Raw genomic sequence first — 16,973 nt, forward strand, 5'->3', positions numbered from 1 at the left:
ACAGCGTTTTAAATATAAAACTATGCCAAAACAATATAGCAAAATTAAGATATTGATTTGATAATAATAAACCAAAACAACTATATATATTGTATACAATAAGAAAAATTAATATAAAGTATAAAATTTGATTAAAAATATTGATCTGAAAAGATGATAAAAATCAGAAATATTATAAAAAAAATATTCTTGACTGTCATTTTGGGAAATTTTCAGGTGCAAAAAAGGATAAATTTTAAGTAAAATTTAAGCTTTAAATTAATAAAGAATAAAGAAATTTGATTTCTTTCGGATCAATATCCCAAGCTAAGATTAAATGAACAAACAATTAATTTACAGCGATTTATCACATTACAACTGTCCATTATTTTGCAAATTCATTTATCTTTCAACAATCAAATTAATGAAAAAATAATATTTTTTTCTTTGCGTATTAAAAAATAATATTAGTTTAGAAGCCAGGATATTTATCATGAAAATTTACGCAATCGATTGCACTCTAAAATGTGTATAATCTTTCAGAAAATATTTGCCGCTAAAAATCAGTAGAATACTTTACAAATCCACACAAAACAAAACGATTGAAAAAAACTTTCAACCAAAAATTAAAACTATAAGGATACAAAATGGATAAAAGAGTACATTCAATAAAGTGGTTATATTTAACTGTCTTTCTACTTCCTGTCCTTGCTACGGCTCAAGAAAAAGAAACTAAAAAGGAAACCGAAAAAAACATTGATGAAGTGGTTTTGGTTGGTTATTCTAAAGTTTCAAAAAAAGATGTTACCAATGCTGTTGGCTCTGTAAAGGCTGACGAAGTAAAAGATATGCCTGTAAACAGTGCGGCAGAGGCAATTCAGGGAAGAGTTGCCGGTGTTCAGATCACGGCCAGTGAAGGTTCGCCTGGCGCTGAAGTTGAAATTAAGGTAAGGGGCGGTACTTCTATTACACAAAGTAATGCTCCTCTCTATATTGTAGACGGAATCCAGATGGATAACGCTCTGTCAATCATTTCTCCTAAAGAGATTGAATCTATTGAAGTTTTAAAAGATGCTGCTTCTACCTCTATTTACGGATCGCGAGGTGCCAACGGTGTTGTTTTGATCACCACAAAAGGCGGCCGCAAAAAAACCAGTGCTCAAATCAATTACAGCGGTTACACAGGGGTAAGAAAAATCACAAACACGATTCCTGTTCTTGACCCTTATGAATTTGTAATGTATCAGTATGAGCTTTACAATAAAAATGGTATTGCCGATGACATTACAGCATTTACAACCCGATATGGTAGTTTCAATGAGCTTGCTGAGAAATACAGAAATATAAAGAAAAGAGACTGGCAGGATGAGCTTTTCGGAAAAGAAGCATTCAACTTCACTCATAATTTAAGCTTAACAGGCGGTTCCGATAAATCTGCTTTTTCATTGACTTTAAATCATGTGGAAGAAGATGGGATTATGCTCTCCTCCGGCTTCAGAAGAAGCATGGCTAATTTCAAATATGATTATGATATTTCAAAAAAACTGAAGGTTGGATTTAATGTCCGATACAGCCGTCAGCTGATTTCAGGAGCAGGAACTTCTGCAAGTGGATCTCAGGGTACCAACAGATTAAGAAACGCTGTAAGATATCAACCTTTCGAAGGAGGCAGCAATGTTCCTATTGATGATTTTGATCCTAACTACGCCACATTAACGAATCTTGTAAATCCTTTAATTTTAAATGATAACGAAGTAAAAGAAGCAAGAACAAATGATTTATTGTTAAATGCATATTTGAATTATAACATTACCAAAAACTTAACTTTCAGAAGTGTTGTAGGATATGTTCAGAAAGATAATTTTATTAATCAGTTCTGGGGCACCGTTACCAGTGACGCAAGATCGAATAACAATCAGCCGATTGTACAGTTAACGAGAAACCAGACCAGAAGAATTACCAATACCAACACTTTAAATTATACCCAAAAATTTGGAAGTCATAAATTAGACTTATTATTGGGAGAAGAAACTGTACAGACTGACGGAGAAACCTCAAGTACATACACCAAATGGCTACCAGTATCTATTACACCTAATGAGGCTTTTGCTAATATCCAATCTGCAACTCCACCTTCAGGGATGATTCAGGATGCTCCCAAAACCGGTGCATTACCTCCGGACAGACTTCTTTCTTTTTTTGGTAGAGTAAACTATATTTTTAATAATAAATATATCATAACAGCCTCTATAAGAGCAGATGCATCCAATGTCTTCGGAGTAGGAAACAGATGGGGAACTTTTCCTGCAGTTTCTGTAGCATGGAAACTTAAAGAAGAAAATTTCCTTAAAAATAAAGAATGGCTGGAGGAGCTTAAATTACGTTTCGGGTATGGTCTTGCAGGAAACAACAGAATTCCGGCCTACCTTTATGATACTTTCTTCACGACTTCCACCGACTATGGATATACCTTCGGAAGCGGTGTAACTCCGGGAGCTACTACAGGAAATACTTTGGCAAACAAAAACGTAACATGGGAAGCTACCGTATCTAAAAACTTAGGACTCGACTTCGGTTTTTTTAACGGAAGATTATATGGTAGCATTGATGGATATATTACTGATACAAAAGATTTATTGGTCTTAGCAAAAATTCCTCAGACGTCAGGATATGAGTATCAGTATCAAAACTCAGGAAAAACACAGAACAAAGGTCTGGAATTTACACTGGGAGGACTTATTGTCAATAAAGAAAACTTTACATGGAAAACAGATTTCAACATTTCTACCAACAAAAATATTATTAAAAGCCTGGGGGCGAATGTTTCGGGAGGAAATGATTATTATCTGGTGGCTTCAGGATGGGTAAACAGTTTGTATGACTTCATTGCTAAAGTGGGAAATCCTGTAGGAACTTATTATGGATACGTAACAGAAGGACGCTATGAGATCAGTGATTTCGATTTCAACCCGACCACTCAGGCTTATACATTAAAAAACGGAGTTCCAAGCAGCAGTTCTGTAGCTAACGGTTCAAAACCAATCCAGCCGGGAGATCTTAAATTGAGAGACCTGAACGGTGATGGACAAATTACCGCAGCCGACCAGACCGAACTTGGAAATGCACAGCCAAAATTCTTCGGAGGTTTCAGCCAGACTTTCAGATACAGAAACTGGGATATGAGTTTATTCTTTAATTTCTCTATCGGAAACAAAGTGTATAATGCCAATAAAATCGAGTTTTCCACTCAATATTTATACAGAGACAACAACATGTCTGCCGATGTTGCAGACAGATGGAGATGGTTCAATGATCAGGGGGTAAAAGTTACAGATCCTACTGCTTTGGCAGCGCTAAATGCAAACACAACCATGTGGACACCGCCACAAGGAAATTACATCCTTCATTCTTACGCCATCGAAGACGGATCTTTCTTAAGACTGAATAATGTTACAATAGGATATACCCTGCCAAAAAACTCACTGGAAATGCTTGGTATCAAAAATTTCAGACTGTATGCTACGATAAATAATTTATTTACCATCACAGGTTACAAAGGATATGATCCTGAAGCCAGTACAAGAAGAAACCCTTTAACTCCGGGAGTTGATTACGCTGCATATCCTAGAAGCAGATTTATTTTAACAGGTATTGATTTAACCTTTTAATTGAAAATTAACATGAAAAAAACAATAATTATAATAAGTTGCATTCTATCTCTTACCACCATCCATTCATGTAGTGATTATCTTGAACCTGAAAACTATTCAAGTGTTGCAGAAGCTCAGCAATTCGATAGTGTATCCGACACATTTACCGCTTTAGTGGGAGTTTACAGCCAGCTTGCAGGTGATGACGGATACGGGCAGAGATTAGCATTAATATATCCGCATTCAAGTGATGATTTCAGAACTTCGGGAGATTACAACTGTAATGACAGAAGAGGTCTCGCAACATTTGGTGCCTGCCCTACCAATACAGAATTAAATAAGCCTTTCTTAAAATTATATTCAGGAATTGAAAGAGCCAATCTTTGCATTAAAAACATTCCGCTGTCTCCTGTTTACAAGACAGGTTCTGACGCTGATAAAAAATTAATGGACAGATACCTTGGAGAAGCTTTAACATTAAGAGCTCAGTTTTATTATGAACTGATCAGAAACTGGGGTGATATACCTTTTCAAGACAAACCATCTGCAGATTATGACAATCTTTATTTAGCGAAAACTGACAGGGACGTTATTTACGAAAAAATGATTGCTGATCTTGCCCAGGCTGCAACCTTAGTTCCGTGGAGATCCGAAGGAAGCACGACCAATGCCAGAATTTCCAAAGGTTTTGTAAAAGGATTAAGAGCAAGAATCGCACTAGCAAGAGCAGGATATTCTTTAAGAAGAAATCCACAGCAGATGGTGAAGGGAACCAATCCTCAAACCTATTATCAAATTGCTCTTGATGAATGTAAAGACATCATGAATCATACTGGTGAACATAGCTTAAACCCAAGCTACGAGCAAGTTTTCAAAGCTTTACATTCAAACTCGCAAGACACCACCAACGAAATCATTTTCTGTGTAGGAGCATTCGGAGGAAACGCAAGAACAGACAGTAAAATCGGTTACTATAATGGCTTAAAGCATGATGACAACTCCAGCTGGAAAGGCGGAGGAGGAATCAATGCCCTTCCGACTTATTTCTACGAATTCAGTAAATATGACTTGAGAAGAGATATGAACGTTGGAATTTTCAAAGTGAATAATTCTAATCAGGCTGAACTCGTAAATGCCATTTCTTTCACAGATTCTAAATACAGAAAGTCCTGGACCAATGTAACAGGACCTTCTCAAAATCTTGCTGTTGACTGGCCTTTACTGCGTTTTTCAGATGTATTATTAATGTTTGCTGAAGCAGATAATGAACTTCACGGAGCGCCTTCTTCAGATGCCATCAATGCGGTAAAAGCGGTAAGAAACAGGGCTTACACAGGAAATTTAGGACAAGTTGGAACAATTCCTACCGATAAAAATGGGTTCTTCAATTATCTTGTTCAGGAAAGATTATTGGAACTGGGTTGTGAAGGGATCAGAAAATATGACTTGATCCGCTGGAATTTATTAGATGCTAAAATTACGGAAACAAGACAAAAGTTAACGGCTTTTGCCAACGGAACAGGTCAGTATGCTAACGTACCATTGAATCTTTATTATAAGAAATCAGTTTACGACCCTACAAAAACGGCACAGCAAAATATTAATGATATCGATATTTTCTTTACAGGAGGAGATAAATCCCAGGTATTTTATCTGCCTTCTCAGGATGCAACTCCAGCAGGATATACTAAAATAGCGTGGAGAGCCGCAGTGTTACCAACATATATCAGCGATCCTGTAAAAGGTTTTGCGCAATATTTCCAGCCCAACAAAAGAGAATTATTGCCTATTTACAGTGATATCATTATGTCCAATTATAACCTTACACAAGATTACGGCTACTAGAAATTAAAAATACATTCATATTAAGTTGAGAATACAGGCTTGGCCTTGGCTAAGTCTGTATTTTAAATCAAATTAAACCTTTATGAAAGCTCCTCTCATTAATATAAATTTTAACTTCATTTCAATACTTTCGATACTATTGTTAAGCCTTCTTTCTTTTAAAACTGCCGATAAAACGATCGTGGTTTCAAAAGACGGAAAAGGCAGCTTTACCACCATACAACAAGCCATTGATGCCATTGAAAATGATTCTTCTATAAGGACAAAAATTTTAATTAAACCTGGAGTTTACAAAGAAAAAATTACCATTCCTGAAACAAAAGGTCCCATTGTGTTAGAAGGAGAAAACCCTCAAAACACCAACATTACGTATGATGATTTTGCTTCAAAAAAGAATGCAGAAGGAAAAGATATCGGAACCACAGGTTCTTCTACTATTTTTATTTATTCAAATGATTTCACAGCGAAAAACATTTCATTTGAAAACAGCTCAGGAAAAGTTGGGCAGGCCGTTGCCGTACTGACTTCAGGAGACAGAATCGCTTTTGAAAACTGCAGATTCTTAGGAAATCAGGATACATTGTACTTAAAAGGAGCTCAGGATTCCACTGACAAGACAAAACCATCAAGAAATTACTTTAAAAACTGCTATATCGAAGGTACAATCGATTATATTTTCGGAGCCGGAACTGCCGTTTTTGAAAACTGCACCATTTATTCTAAAGAAACGGCAAGCTACGTTACAGCCGCTTCTACCCCACAGGAAAACGAGTTCGGATTTGTTTTTATCAATTCAAAAATCATCGGAAATGCCAAAGAAAACTCAGTGTATTTAGGAAGACCCTGGAGACCTTTTGCAAAAACCGTTTACATTGATTGCGAAATCAATTCTACCATAAAACCTGAAGGATGGCACAACTGGAGCAAACCTGATGCAGAAAAGACCACTTTCTACGCAGAATTCAACTCAAAAGGAAGCGGAGCCCATATTTCCAAAAGAGTTCCGTGGTCACATCAATTAACAAAAGGAGAAAGAAAAAAGTACACTACAGAAATTATTTTAAAAGGAAACGACCGTTGGAACATCAAAAAAAGTTTGAAATAAACCTAATCCAAATCCAAAACACCAAAAAATTTTCAATCTTGAAAAAGCACTTCAAAAAAATGTTCACGATAGGGACCTTATGTGGTATTGCAATGTTGACCAATGCTCAGGAAGTCTTGAGTTTTCCGGGAGCAGAAGGTTTCGGAAGATATACAACAGGTGGCCGCGGCGGAAGGGTTTATTTCGTAACAAAACTAACAGATGATGGCTCAGAAGGCACTTTAAGATATGCTTTAGACCAAAAAGGTCCGAGATATATTGTGTTTAAAACCGGCGGAACCATTTATCTGGAATCCCCTTTAAAGATAAAGGAAGGCGATGTTACCGTTGCCGGACAAACTGCTCCCGGAGATGGAATTACAGTTGCCAATTACGAAACTTTCATAGGTGCAGACAATGTGGTTATACGTTACATGCGATTCAGAATGGGCGATCAGAAAAATTTTGAAGGCGATGCGTTAGGGGCAAGATTTGTCAAAAATCTAATCATTGATCATTGCTCTATGAGCTGGTCAACAGATGAAACAGTATCCATTTATGTGAATGAAAACACCACGCTTCAATGGTGCGTGATCGCAGAAAGTTTAAGAAATTCTGCTCACCGGAAAGGCGCTCACGGATATGGCGGAATTGCAGGAGGAAAATTTGCAAGTTTTCACCATAATCTCTATGCTCATCACGACAGCAGAAACCCGAGATTGGGAGAATATGCGGGAAGTGAATTTGCCCTGACCGATCTTACCGATTTCAGAAATAATGTGATCTACAACTGGGGACACAACAATATCTACGGTGGTGAAGGAATGAACGTAAATATGGTTAATAATTACTACAAACCTGGACCTGCAACCATGACCAGACAGAGAATTGTTGCCATTGATAAAAATGAAAAACCAGAGACAGAAGTTTACAATATCTGGGGGAAATATTACATCAGCGGAAATGTGATTGAAGGAAATGCAGAAGTAACAAAAGACAATTGGGCACAAGGAGTTTTCGCACAGATGAAACCGTCTTATAACCTGATGGAAAAAGATAAAAATGAAATAAAAATCAACAAGCCTCATGATATTCAGAATAATGTAAAAACTGATCCTGCAAAAGCAGCTTATGATAAAATTTTACAGATCGGCGGTGCCAGTTTAGTAAAGGATGCTGTGGATTTATATGTTTTAAAAGATGTAAAAAACGGAAGCTTCACTTACAGCGGTTCAAAAGGAAGTTCCAGCGGAATCATAGATTCTCAAAAAGATGTCGGCGGATTTCCGGATTTAAAAAGAGGAAAACCCCTACCCGATTCAGACAACGACGGAATGCCTGATGAATGGGAAATTAAGAATAAATTAAATCCAAAAGTTGCCAATTCCAACGAACGGAATTTGGATAAAAACTACGATAATATTGAAGTATATTTTAACGATCTGGTTAAAAAAATAACCGAAAGACAATACCAATAACCATGAAAACTTTTAGTTAAAAAAACCAGTTATCTAAAAAAAAGATATTATGAAATTCAACTTGTTTAAGATATTAATAGCAGCAGCATTTTTGAGCTCAGCATTTTCTCTGGCTCAGACTTCTGTAATTGAAAAAATTAAGAAAAATCCAAAAGCTCCCTTTTCCTATGCGGAACTTTCCGTAAAAGAAGGAGGAAAATGGGAAGATAATCAGTACATTGGAGGAACTTTCAAAAATGTTCAGGAAATCACTCTTCCTGAATCTCATACCGATCATTCTTACTATATCCGATATGAAGGTATCGGGCTGGAAAACAACCAGATCGGCTACAGATTATATCTGGACTGGAGAAACGCTACGGATATTTTCGGTAAAAAAGTAAACACTTTGGTTTTACCTGAAGTCGGACAAGACGGCTTTGAATCCTATCATCACGATGCCTTCTGGGGACAGGACATTTTGAAATCCGGACGTACAATCGGCATCGGTTCTTATGGAAGATATGATGAACAAAATGATTTTGTTGAAACTTTTAAAATTGTAAAAAATACAGCCGTAAAAGTTGTTAATGAAAAAGACCAGTCTTACGCATCTATCGATTATAAAGGCTGGAAAACCTGGGGAAATCCCATCGATTTACAGTCAAAACTGACGATTTTCAACAGAGATAGGTTTGTAAAAGTAGATTTAAACTTAAGCAATACCATTTCAGGATTATGTACAGGAATTGTTGCTTTTAAAAATATCCCGTTAAAACAGGGAATCAGTAAAAATAAGAAATGGGGCTACATTGCTTCTTACGGCAATCAAACCGAAACGAAAAAAGATGATAATCTGGGCATGGCTATCTTCTATTCTCTCGAAAGTTTTGATAAATATGTAAAAATAAAATCAACGCATACTGTAGTTTTCAAGAAAACAAAGAATGTCTCTTATTACTTTTTGGGAGCCTGGTCATGGGAACCAAACGGTTTGGTAACAGAAGAAGCATTTTATCAGGATTTAGATAAAAAACTGGAAATTTTAGATAAAAATAATCAACTTTAAAGTTTAGGATCATGAATTTCATTAATAATACAATAAAAGCATATGCGGTGGTCATTCTAGGTTCAGGAATGTTCCTCGCTTGTGCTCAAACGAAAAATGTAACCGCAGCAAAAACTTCAACAGAAACTTCAAAATCAGGAAAAATAATTCCTTCCAATTTGAAATGGTCAGAAAGAATGCTGCTTTCTGAAATGCATAGATTCCCAAAAGCGTGGATGCTTGATTTCAGTAAAAGTCCGAAATGGACCTATCCGTCAGCAATAGTTTTGGACGGTGCAGAAAAAGTATATGCAAAAACAGGCAAAAAAGAATATTACGACTATATCAGCGGTTTTGGTGAAGACCTGATTAAAGAAGATGGTACAATCCTTACCTACGACCTTTCTAAATATAATATTGACATGCTCAACAGCGGAAATGTTCTTCTTTACCTGTATGAAAAAGAGAAAAAAGAGAAATACCTGAAGGCACTTCAAACTTTACGTTCACAAATCGATGGGCAGCCAAGAACCGATGAAGGATCTTTCTGGCATAAAAAAATCTATCCTTACCAGGTTTGGCTGGATGGCCTTTATATGGGAATGCCTTTCTACACGCACTATACGAAAGATTTTATCAAAAATGCAGATGCTCAGAAAGCATATGACGATATTGTTTTCCAATTTGATTCCGTTCAGAAAAATCTTTTAGACAAAAAATCAGGACTTCTTTATCATGCCTGGGATGAGAGTAAAAAAGAAGCCTGGGCCAATAAAGAAACCGGACTTTCCCCAAATTTCTGGGGAAGAGCGATGGGCTGGTACGGAATGGCCATGGTGGATGTATTGGATTATTTACCCAAAGACCATCCGGGAAGAGCAAGATTAATTTCTTACTTACAATCTTACGCAGATGCAGTCATTAAAGTTCAGGATAAAAAATCCGGTCTTTGGTACCAGATCCTAGACAAGCCTTTGGAAAAAGGTAATTATGAAGAAGCAACAGCATCAGCTATGTTCGTTTATACGATCATTAAATCGGTTAACGAGGGTTATCTTCCAAAATCATACAAAGCTGCTGCAAAAAAAGGTTACGACGGAATTATCAAAAATTTAATCACGGTTGATGAAAACGGCGTGGTTAATTTAAATAAATGCTGTGCCGTTGCCGGATTAGGAGGAAAACCTTACAGAGACGGTTCTTACGAATATTATGTAAACGAAGAAGTCCGTTCAAATGACGGAAAAGGAACAGGACCATTCATTTTGGCAAGTTTAGAATTTGAAAAATAAATCAAGAACCACAACCTGATTCCTATTACCTAAATAATGAATCTGATTTTATGAAGACAAAAATTTTAAATATAGCAGCAATCACATTATTTTCAGTTGCTTCAACATACCTCACCGCACAGGAGAAAAACTACGTTTCCGAAGTCTGGACTGCCGATCAGGGAAAAAGTTACAGAAATCCGGTTTTATACGCTGATTATTCTGATCCGGACGCTATTCGCGTTGGTGAAGATTATTATATGACCGCTTCAAGTTTCAATGAAGCTCCAGGGCTGCCCATTCTTCATTCAAAAGATATGGTCAACTGGAAACTGGTGAATTATGCACTTCCTGATGTACTTCCAAACAACCATTTTTCCACACCCAAAAGAGGTGACGGAGTTTGGGCACCCAGTATCAGATTTCACAAAGGTGAATTTTACATCTATTGGGGCGATCCCGATTTCGGAATTTACATGGTGAAAACTAAAGATCCGATAGGAACCTGGGAGAAGCCTATTTTGGTAATGGAAGGAAAAGGTTTAATCGACTCTTGTCCGTTTTGGGATGAGGATGGAAATGCTTATTTAGTGCATGGTTGGGCAGGAAGCCGCGCCGGGGTGAAAAGTATTCTGACTCTTAACAAAATGAATCCCGAAGGAACAAAAGTCCTCGATAAAGGAGTTCACATTTTCGATGGCCACGATGCACATCCAACAGTGGAAGGTCCGAAAATGTATAAAAAAAACGGTTATTACTACATTTTTGCTCCTGCAGGTGGTGTAGCAACCGGTTGGCAATTGGTATTAAGATCAAAAAATATTGACGGACCCTACGAAGAAAAAGTAGTGCTGGAACAGGGATCAACAAAAATCAACGGACCGCATCAGGGTGCTTGGGTAGATACACCTTCTGGGGAAGATTGGTTCTATCATTTTCAGGATGTGGATACGGGCGGAAGAATCGTTCACTTACAACCAATGAAGTGGGAAAAAGACTGGCCTGTTATCGGGATCGATAATAATAAAAACGGAATCGGAGAACCGGTTTTAACCTATAAAAAACCAAACGTGGGAAAATCCTACCCTGTTGCTACTCCTCCTGAAACAGATGAATTTGATAAAGCGAAATTGGGAATTCAATGGCAATGGAGCGCCAACGAAAATATCGTGTGGTCTTCTAAACTTCCCGGACAGAAATTTTTAAGATTATTTTCAATAAAAGTTCCTGAAGGTGAAAAAAATCTATGGAATGTTCCGAATCTGTTAACCCAAAAATTCCCTGCCCCGAATTTTGCAGCTTCTACCAAAGTAAAATTAACTCCCGAAGATGCTAAAGAAGGCAAAACTGCAGGTTTATTAGTAATGGGATTAGATCATGAGTCAATTGTGATTACCAATAAACCCGATGGATTTTATATTCAGTTAAGAAGAGCCGAAAAAGCAGATAAAGGAGGTGAAGAGAAGGTTCTGTTTGAAACAAAATTAAAAGGAAACGAAGTCTATTTAAAAGTAAATGTAAGTGAGCCGAACGGCCTATGCCAGTTCAGCTACAGTGAAAACGGAAAAAATTTCACCCCAGTGGGCGATGTATTCCAGGCGAAACCCGGAAAATGGATTGGGGCAAAAGTCGGCCTGTATTCTGTAAGCACACAAAAAGCAAATCGTGGTGGCTATGCAGATTTTGCCTGGTTCAGAATTACTAAAAATTAATTTCATTTAACAATATAGAAACCTAACAGGTTTTAAAAACCTGTTAGGTTTGATAAAATTAGAGCCTAATTCATTAAAATCAATGACAAAAAAAAGATATAGTATAGTTTCATTTTTATTCGTCGTTTTGCTGTTGTCTGCATGTCAATCACAAAACAACGTCCAAAAGACAATGGCAAAACACAATAAAAAGGTCACCCATATTTATCTTATCGGAGATTCCACAATGGCAGATTATACCGGAGATTACGAACCGGGAAAAGATTATATGAAAGTCCGCTACCCGATTACCGGATGGGGACAGGTTTTTCAGCCCTATTTTACAAAAGACAGTCTGGCTTTTCTGAAACCCGCAATTACAACAGATTCTGTTGCTGTTATTGACAGAGCGCATGGCGGAAGAAGTACCAGAACATTTTTTCAGGAAGGAAGATGGAGATATGTGTATGAACATTTGCAGCCGAACGATTACGTCATTATGCAGTTTGGTCATAATGACGGTTCTGAAAAGCATACAGAGCGGTATATAAACATTGAAGGATATAAAGAATTTTTAAGATTATTTGTAACGCAGACAAAACAAAAAGGTGCAAATCCTATCATCTTAACACCCGTTGCCAGAAATTATCCATGGAAAAACGGCAAACTGGAAAATGTACACGGAGAATATGCTCAGGCACCCATTGAAATTGCTAAAGAAATGAATGTTCCTTACATCGATTTAAACAAATTATCCATGGAATATTTTACAAAGAAAGGACAGGACTTTACAACGAATCACTATTTCATGAATCTCCCTGAAAATGTATATGAAGCCTATCCGAAGGGTCAAAAAGACAATACCCATTTTCAGCAGGAAGGCGCAAAAGCAATGGCCTCCATTGTTTACCAGGAATTTAAAAAAGTAATTAAAACTCAGAAAAAATAAAATGAAGAAGTCTCTTACAATTATCGGTTTAGCTGCAGTCATGATATTTTCAGGACAAACATATGCTCAGAACCTGGATATTTATAAAAACATTGAGTTTAAAATGCCTCAGGTGGCAGAAACTTCATTTGCAGCCAACACCGTTTCTATCACACAATATGGTGGCATTGCAGGCGGAAATGTAAAAAATACGGAAGCTTTCAAAAAAGCAATTGAAGACCTTAGTACAAAAGGCGGTGGAAAATTGGTTATTCCCCGCGGAATGTGGTTAACGGGTCCCATTGAGTTGAAAAGCAATATCAACCTTCACGTGGAAGAAGGTGCTTTCATCATTTTCAGTAAAGATAAAGCAGATTATCCTTTGGTCGACGTAAGTTTTGAAGGATTAAACACCATTCGCTGCCAGTCTCCTATTTCCGCGAAAAATGCAACCAATATTGCCATCACAGGAAAAGGGGTAATTGATGGAAGCGGTGATGCGTGGAGAGCCATCAAAAAAAGCAAAGTTTCAGAATCTGAATGGAAAAATATAGTGAAATCTGGCGGATTATTATCTGCAGACGGAAAAACATGGTTCCCTTCAGAAAGTTATAAAAAAGGATTTGAAAGCAGTTCTAGTTTCAATGTCCCCGATAAAATTTCTAAAGATGAATTAACGACAGTTAAAGATTTTCTTCGTCCGGTAATGGTAAGTTTAGTCGGTTGTGATAAAGTGTTGTTAGACGGACCTACCTTCCAGAATTCCCCGGCATGGAATCTTCATCCATTGATGTGTACCAACGTTATTTTAAGAAATCTTACGGTTAGAAATCCATGGTTTTCACAAAATGGGGACGGTGTAGATCTCGAATCATGTAAAAATGTTTTGATTTACGATAATACTTTTGATGTGGGTGACGATGCCATCTGTATAAAATCAGGAAAAGATCTGGATGGCAGAAAAAGAGGAATACCCACTGAAAATGTAATTGTCAAAAACAATGTCGTATACCACGGTCACGGAGGTTTTGTTATCGGGAGTGAAATGTCCGGCGGAGCAAGGAACATCCATGTTTCCGACTGTACCTTCATCGGAACAGATATCGGTCTTCGTTTTAAAACAACCCGCGGGAGAGGCGGAATTGTTGAAAACATTTATATTAAAAATATTGACATGATTAATATTCCGACACAGACCATTGGTTTCAATATGTTCTATGAAGGAGCCTCTCCTGTGTTAGAGGATGGCCAAAAGAAGGAAGGCAACAAAGCGCCGGAAAAAGTGTATCCGGTAACAGAAGAAACACCTGTTTTCAGAAATATTTTCTTTAAAAATATCAATGCCGTCAATTCTGATGAAGCCATTACGTTATTCGGTTTAGCAGAAATGAATCTTAAAAATATAGTCATTGAAGATTCACAGTTTAATACCAGAAAAGCATTAACCATCGTAGACGCAGACGGAATTCAATTGAAAAATGTAAAACTGAAATATTCAGAAGGAACGGGAGCAACCATTTACAACAGTAAAAACATCAACCTTTCAACAGTGAAGTTTGAATCTGCCAGTAAGCCTGTTGTGAAAGTGTTAGGAAGCAAAACAGGAGCAGTATTGGTTCCTAAAGAAGTGACATCCGATAAAAATTCACTTTCCATCGGAAAAGATGTGGCAAAAAACGCAGTTAAATAAAATGCATCAAGGATAAGATAAAACCATTAAGATTGATTAAGTCTTTAAGAATATTAAGCTGAGCTTTGGTTTGAATAATACTTAAAATCAAAATGATTTTCTTAATTAAACTTAACTCCTTTAATATTCTTAATGGTTCAAAATTTTAAAATTTGATAACATGAATTTTAGCAAAAAACATACTTATATTTCTATTTTTTTTGTAGGGACAATGGCATTTGGACAGGTAAAGAGACCGAATGCCACTCCTTACACCAACGAAGGCACTTTTGAAAAGTTTAAGAAAAAATATCCTTTTATCACACCCATTGACAGACCTGTACCGCAAAATATCAAAATAGATAACGATGTAGAATATGCCAATATCAACGGAATTTCTTTAAAAGCCGATGTATACTATCCTCTCGATCAGTCAAAAAAATATCCGGGAATTGCAATGGTACATGGCGGTGGCTGGATCTCCGGAAGTAAGGAAAATGAAAAATTTATGGCGATGGAACTGGCTTCAAACGGATACGTTGTGATTGCTATCGGATACCGGTTGGCTGATGTCGCGAAATACCCTGCCGGAGTTGAAGACATTGAAACAGGTATACAATGGTTAAAGAAAAACCATTCAACATATTCATTAAACAAAAAGAAAATGGCGGTTTTGGGTGAATCTGCCGGAGCTCAGATCGCTACTTTAGTCGGAGTCAGGAAAAATATTAAATTACAGGCTATCGTCAATGTAGATGGCGTAGTTTCTTTTGTTCATGAAGAATCCGGAAAAGAAGGAACTTACGATGCCTATTGGCTGGGGTATCCACAAAAAGACAATCCAAAAATCTGGAAAGAAGCTTCACCTCTCGAATATGTGGATAAAAATACACCTCCTACCCTTTTCATTAATAGCTCTCAACCCCGTTTTCATGCAGGAAGAGACGATATGATGAAAAAATTAAAGAGTTATAATATTCCGACAGAATTTCATGAAATCAAAGATACTCCGCACTCTTTCTGGTCGGCAGAACCTTGGTTTACAGAAACTTTGAATTTAACAATTGACTTTTTAAATAAAGTTTTGAAATAGTATTAATTATGATTTTAAACGCAAAGATTTAATTTAATATTAATGAATATTTAGCGAGCAAGGATGAATCAACGAAGTGATTTAGTAAAGTTATCGTCACAGCTTCACGAAGTAAATTTTATTCGCCTTTGCTTTCTAAAAATTATGAGGTTTCATAAAAATCTTTGCATTAAAAAACAATAATCCAGTTTATGAAAAAGTTATTTTTAATTCTGTTCATATCGACGGCAAATTTTCTCTTTGCGGGAAATGATCCTTACATAAAAATTACCGTAGCCAAAGACGGAAGCGGAGATTTCACATCCATTCAGAAAGCCATAAATTCTATCAGAGATTTAGGGCCTGCAGAAGCTTTCGTTTTCATTAAATCCGGAATCTATAATGAAAAAGTGACTATTCCCTCTTCAAAACATAAAATTACCTTAGAAGGCGAAAATAAAGACAGTACCATTATCAGCAATAATGATTTTTCAGGGAAACCGGATGCTTTTAATGAAAAAATGACAACCTTCAATTCCTATACTTTACTGGTAATGGGTAACGATATTAAAATCAGTAATCTGACAATTCAAAATTCTTCGTGCAATGAAGGACAGGCGGTTTCTCTCCATGTGGAAGGAGACCATTTTGTGATAAAAAACTCAAATATTCTGGGCTGTCAGGACACCATTTATTCCGCAACCAACCATAGCAGGCAATATTTTGAAAACTGCTATATTGAAGGAACAACTGATTTCATTTTTGGACAGGCAACCGTTGTTTTTAAGAACTGCACCATTAAAAGTTTGGCCGATTCTTATATTACCGCAGCCGCTACAGAAGCCGGCAGACCGTATGGTTTTGTTTTTTTCGACTGTAAATTAAGTGCAAAAGAAGGCATCACAAAAGTTTATTTGGGAAGACCCTGGAGACCTTACGCCAGAACTGTTTTCATTAACACTGAAATGGGAAAACACATCCTTCCCGAAGGCTGGAATCCATGGAAAGGCGACAAAATGTTTCCTGATAAAGAAAGGACCGCTTATTATGCAGAATCCGGCAGCAAAGGCGAAGGAGGAGATATCTCCAAACGAGTAAGCTGGTCGCATCAGGTGACGAAAAAGGATTTGAAAAATTATACCCTTGAAAAAATTTTTGATGGATGGGATCCAAATAAATAATTGAGATGCTTCGACTTCGCTCAGCATGACATCGCTAATACCAACTGTTTTAATATTCGCTTAAATGACGTAATGTTTACCCGTGTTATACTGAGCAA

General features: G+C 36.9%; 11 protein-coding genes. All 11 read left to right on the forward strand.

Annotated features, from left to right (window positions below):
- Window positions 1-626: 626 nt before the first annotated feature.
- The 11 genes from SFA27_RS14275 (at window position 627) to SFA27_RS14325 (ending at window position 16,875) form a co-directional block, all read left to right on the forward strand.
- Window positions 627-3,647, forward strand: coding sequence for a SusC/RagA family TonB-linked outer membrane protein (locus SFA27_RS14275; RefSeq protein ID WP_407292952.1), 3,021 nt, complete (start codon window positions 627-629; stop codon window positions 3,645-3,647).
- A gap of 12 nt (window positions 3,648-3,659) precedes the next feature.
- Window positions 3,660-5,474 (forward strand): RagB/SusD family nutrient uptake outer membrane protein, encoded by a 1,815-nt coding sequence (locus SFA27_RS14280; protein WP_213278819.1) that lies wholly within the window; start codon window positions 3,660-3,662, stop codon window positions 5,472-5,474.
- An 82-nt stretch (window positions 5,475-5,556) separates the two neighbouring features.
- Window positions 5,557-6,579, forward strand: a complete 1,023-nt coding sequence (locus SFA27_RS14285; protein WP_213278818.1) for a pectinesterase family protein — start codon at window positions 5,557-5,559, stop codon at window positions 6,577-6,579.
- A gap of 59 nt (window positions 6,580-6,638) precedes the next feature.
- Window positions 6,639-8,036 carry a polysaccharide lyase family 1 protein gene (locus SFA27_RS14290; protein ID WP_407292956.1) on the forward strand — a complete coding sequence of 466 codons (1,398 nt, stop codon included), beginning with the start codon at window positions 6,639-6,641 and terminating at the stop codon, window positions 8,034-8,036.
- A 49-nt stretch (window positions 8,037-8,085) separates the two neighbouring features.
- Window positions 8,086-9,084 carry a DUF4861 family protein gene (locus SFA27_RS14295; RefSeq protein WP_407292958.1) on the forward strand — a complete coding sequence of 333 codons (999 nt, stop codon included), beginning with the start codon at window positions 8,086-8,088 and terminating at the stop codon, window positions 9,082-9,084.
- Window positions 9,085-9,095: 11 nt separating this feature from the next.
- Window positions 9,096-10,355 carry a glycoside hydrolase family 105 protein gene (locus tag SFA27_RS14300; RefSeq protein ID WP_213278815.1) on the forward strand — a complete coding sequence of 420 codons (1,260 nt, stop codon included), beginning with the start codon at window positions 9,096-9,098 and terminating at the stop codon, window positions 10,353-10,355.
- A 50-nt stretch (window positions 10,356-10,405) separates the two neighbouring features.
- A complete protein-coding gene (locus tag SFA27_RS14305) occupies window positions 10,406-12,046 on the forward strand; it encodes a glycoside hydrolase 43 family protein (RefSeq protein ID WP_213278814.1) in 1,641 nt (546 codons plus the stop codon).
- A gap of 172 nt (window positions 12,047-12,218) precedes the next feature.
- Window positions 12,219-12,974 (forward strand): rhamnogalacturonan acetylesterase, encoded by a 756-nt coding sequence (locus tag SFA27_RS14310; protein ID WP_407292960.1) that lies wholly within the window; start codon window positions 12,219-12,221, stop codon window positions 12,972-12,974.
- 1 nt (window position 12,975) lies between these two features.
- On the forward strand, window positions 12,976-14,643 hold the full coding sequence (locus SFA27_RS14315; protein WP_264518254.1) for a glycoside hydrolase family 28 protein: 1,668 nt from the start codon (window positions 12,976-12,978) through the stop codon (window positions 14,641-14,643).
- Between the two features lie 160 nt (window positions 14,644-14,803).
- Window positions 14,804-15,715 carry an alpha/beta hydrolase gene (locus tag SFA27_RS14320; RefSeq protein WP_264518255.1) on the forward strand — a complete coding sequence of 304 codons (912 nt, stop codon included), beginning with the start codon at window positions 14,804-14,806 and terminating at the stop codon, window positions 15,713-15,715.
- A gap of 191 nt (window positions 15,716-15,906) precedes the next feature.
- Window positions 15,907-16,875 carry a pectinesterase family protein gene (locus SFA27_RS14325; RefSeq protein ID WP_407292962.1) on the forward strand — a complete coding sequence of 323 codons (969 nt, stop codon included), beginning with the start codon at window positions 15,907-15,909 and terminating at the stop codon, window positions 16,873-16,875.
- Window positions 16,876-16,973 lie beyond the last annotated feature (98 nt).

It is taken from the genome of Chryseobacterium sp. HR92 (assembly GCF_045689405.1).
Taxonomy (GTDB): domain Bacteria; phylum Bacteroidota; class Bacteroidia; order Flavobacteriales; family Weeksellaceae; genus Chryseobacterium; species Chryseobacterium viscerum_A.

What these genes read in the sequence shown, in the direction of transcription:
- SFA27_RS14305 (WP_213278814.1), top strand. Translation starts at nt 10,406, where the DNA reads ATGAAGACAAAAATTTTAAATATAGCAGCAATCACATTATTTTCAGTT.
- SFA27_RS14310 (WP_407292960.1), top strand. Translation starts at nt 12,219, where the DNA reads ATGGCAAAACACAATAAAAAGGTCACCCATATTTATCTTATCGGAGAT.
- SFA27_RS14320 (WP_264518255.1), top strand. Translation starts at nt 14,804, where the DNA reads ATGAATTTTAGCAAAAAACATACTTATATTTCTATTTTTTTTGTAGGG.
- SFA27_RS14280 (WP_213278819.1), top strand. Translation starts at nt 3,660, where the DNA reads ATGAAAAAAACAATAATTATAATAAGTTGCATTCTATCTCTTACCACC.
- SFA27_RS14275 (WP_407292952.1), top strand. Translation starts at nt 627, where the DNA reads ATGGATAAAAGAGTACATTCAATAAAGTGGTTATATTTAACTGTCTTT.
- SFA27_RS14285 (WP_213278818.1), top strand. Translation starts at nt 5,557, where the DNA reads ATGAAAGCTCCTCTCATTAATATAAATTTTAACTTCATTTCAATACTT.
- SFA27_RS14295 (WP_407292958.1), top strand. Translation starts at nt 8,086, where the DNA reads ATGAAATTCAACTTGTTTAAGATATTAATAGCAGCAGCATTTTTGAGC.
- SFA27_RS14300 (WP_213278815.1), top strand. Translation starts at nt 9,096, where the DNA reads ATGAATTTCATTAATAATACAATAAAAGCATATGCGGTGGTCATTCTA.
- SFA27_RS14290 (WP_407292956.1), top strand. Translation starts at nt 6,639, where the DNA reads ATGTTCACGATAGGGACCTTATGTGGTATTGCAATGTTGACCAATGCT.
- SFA27_RS14315 (WP_264518254.1), top strand. Translation starts at nt 12,976, where the DNA reads ATGAAGAAGTCTCTTACAATTATCGGTTTAGCTGCAGTCATGATATTT.
- SFA27_RS14325 (WP_407292962.1), top strand. Translation starts at nt 15,907, where the DNA reads ATGAAAAAGTTATTTTTAATTCTGTTCATATCGACGGCAAATTTTCTC.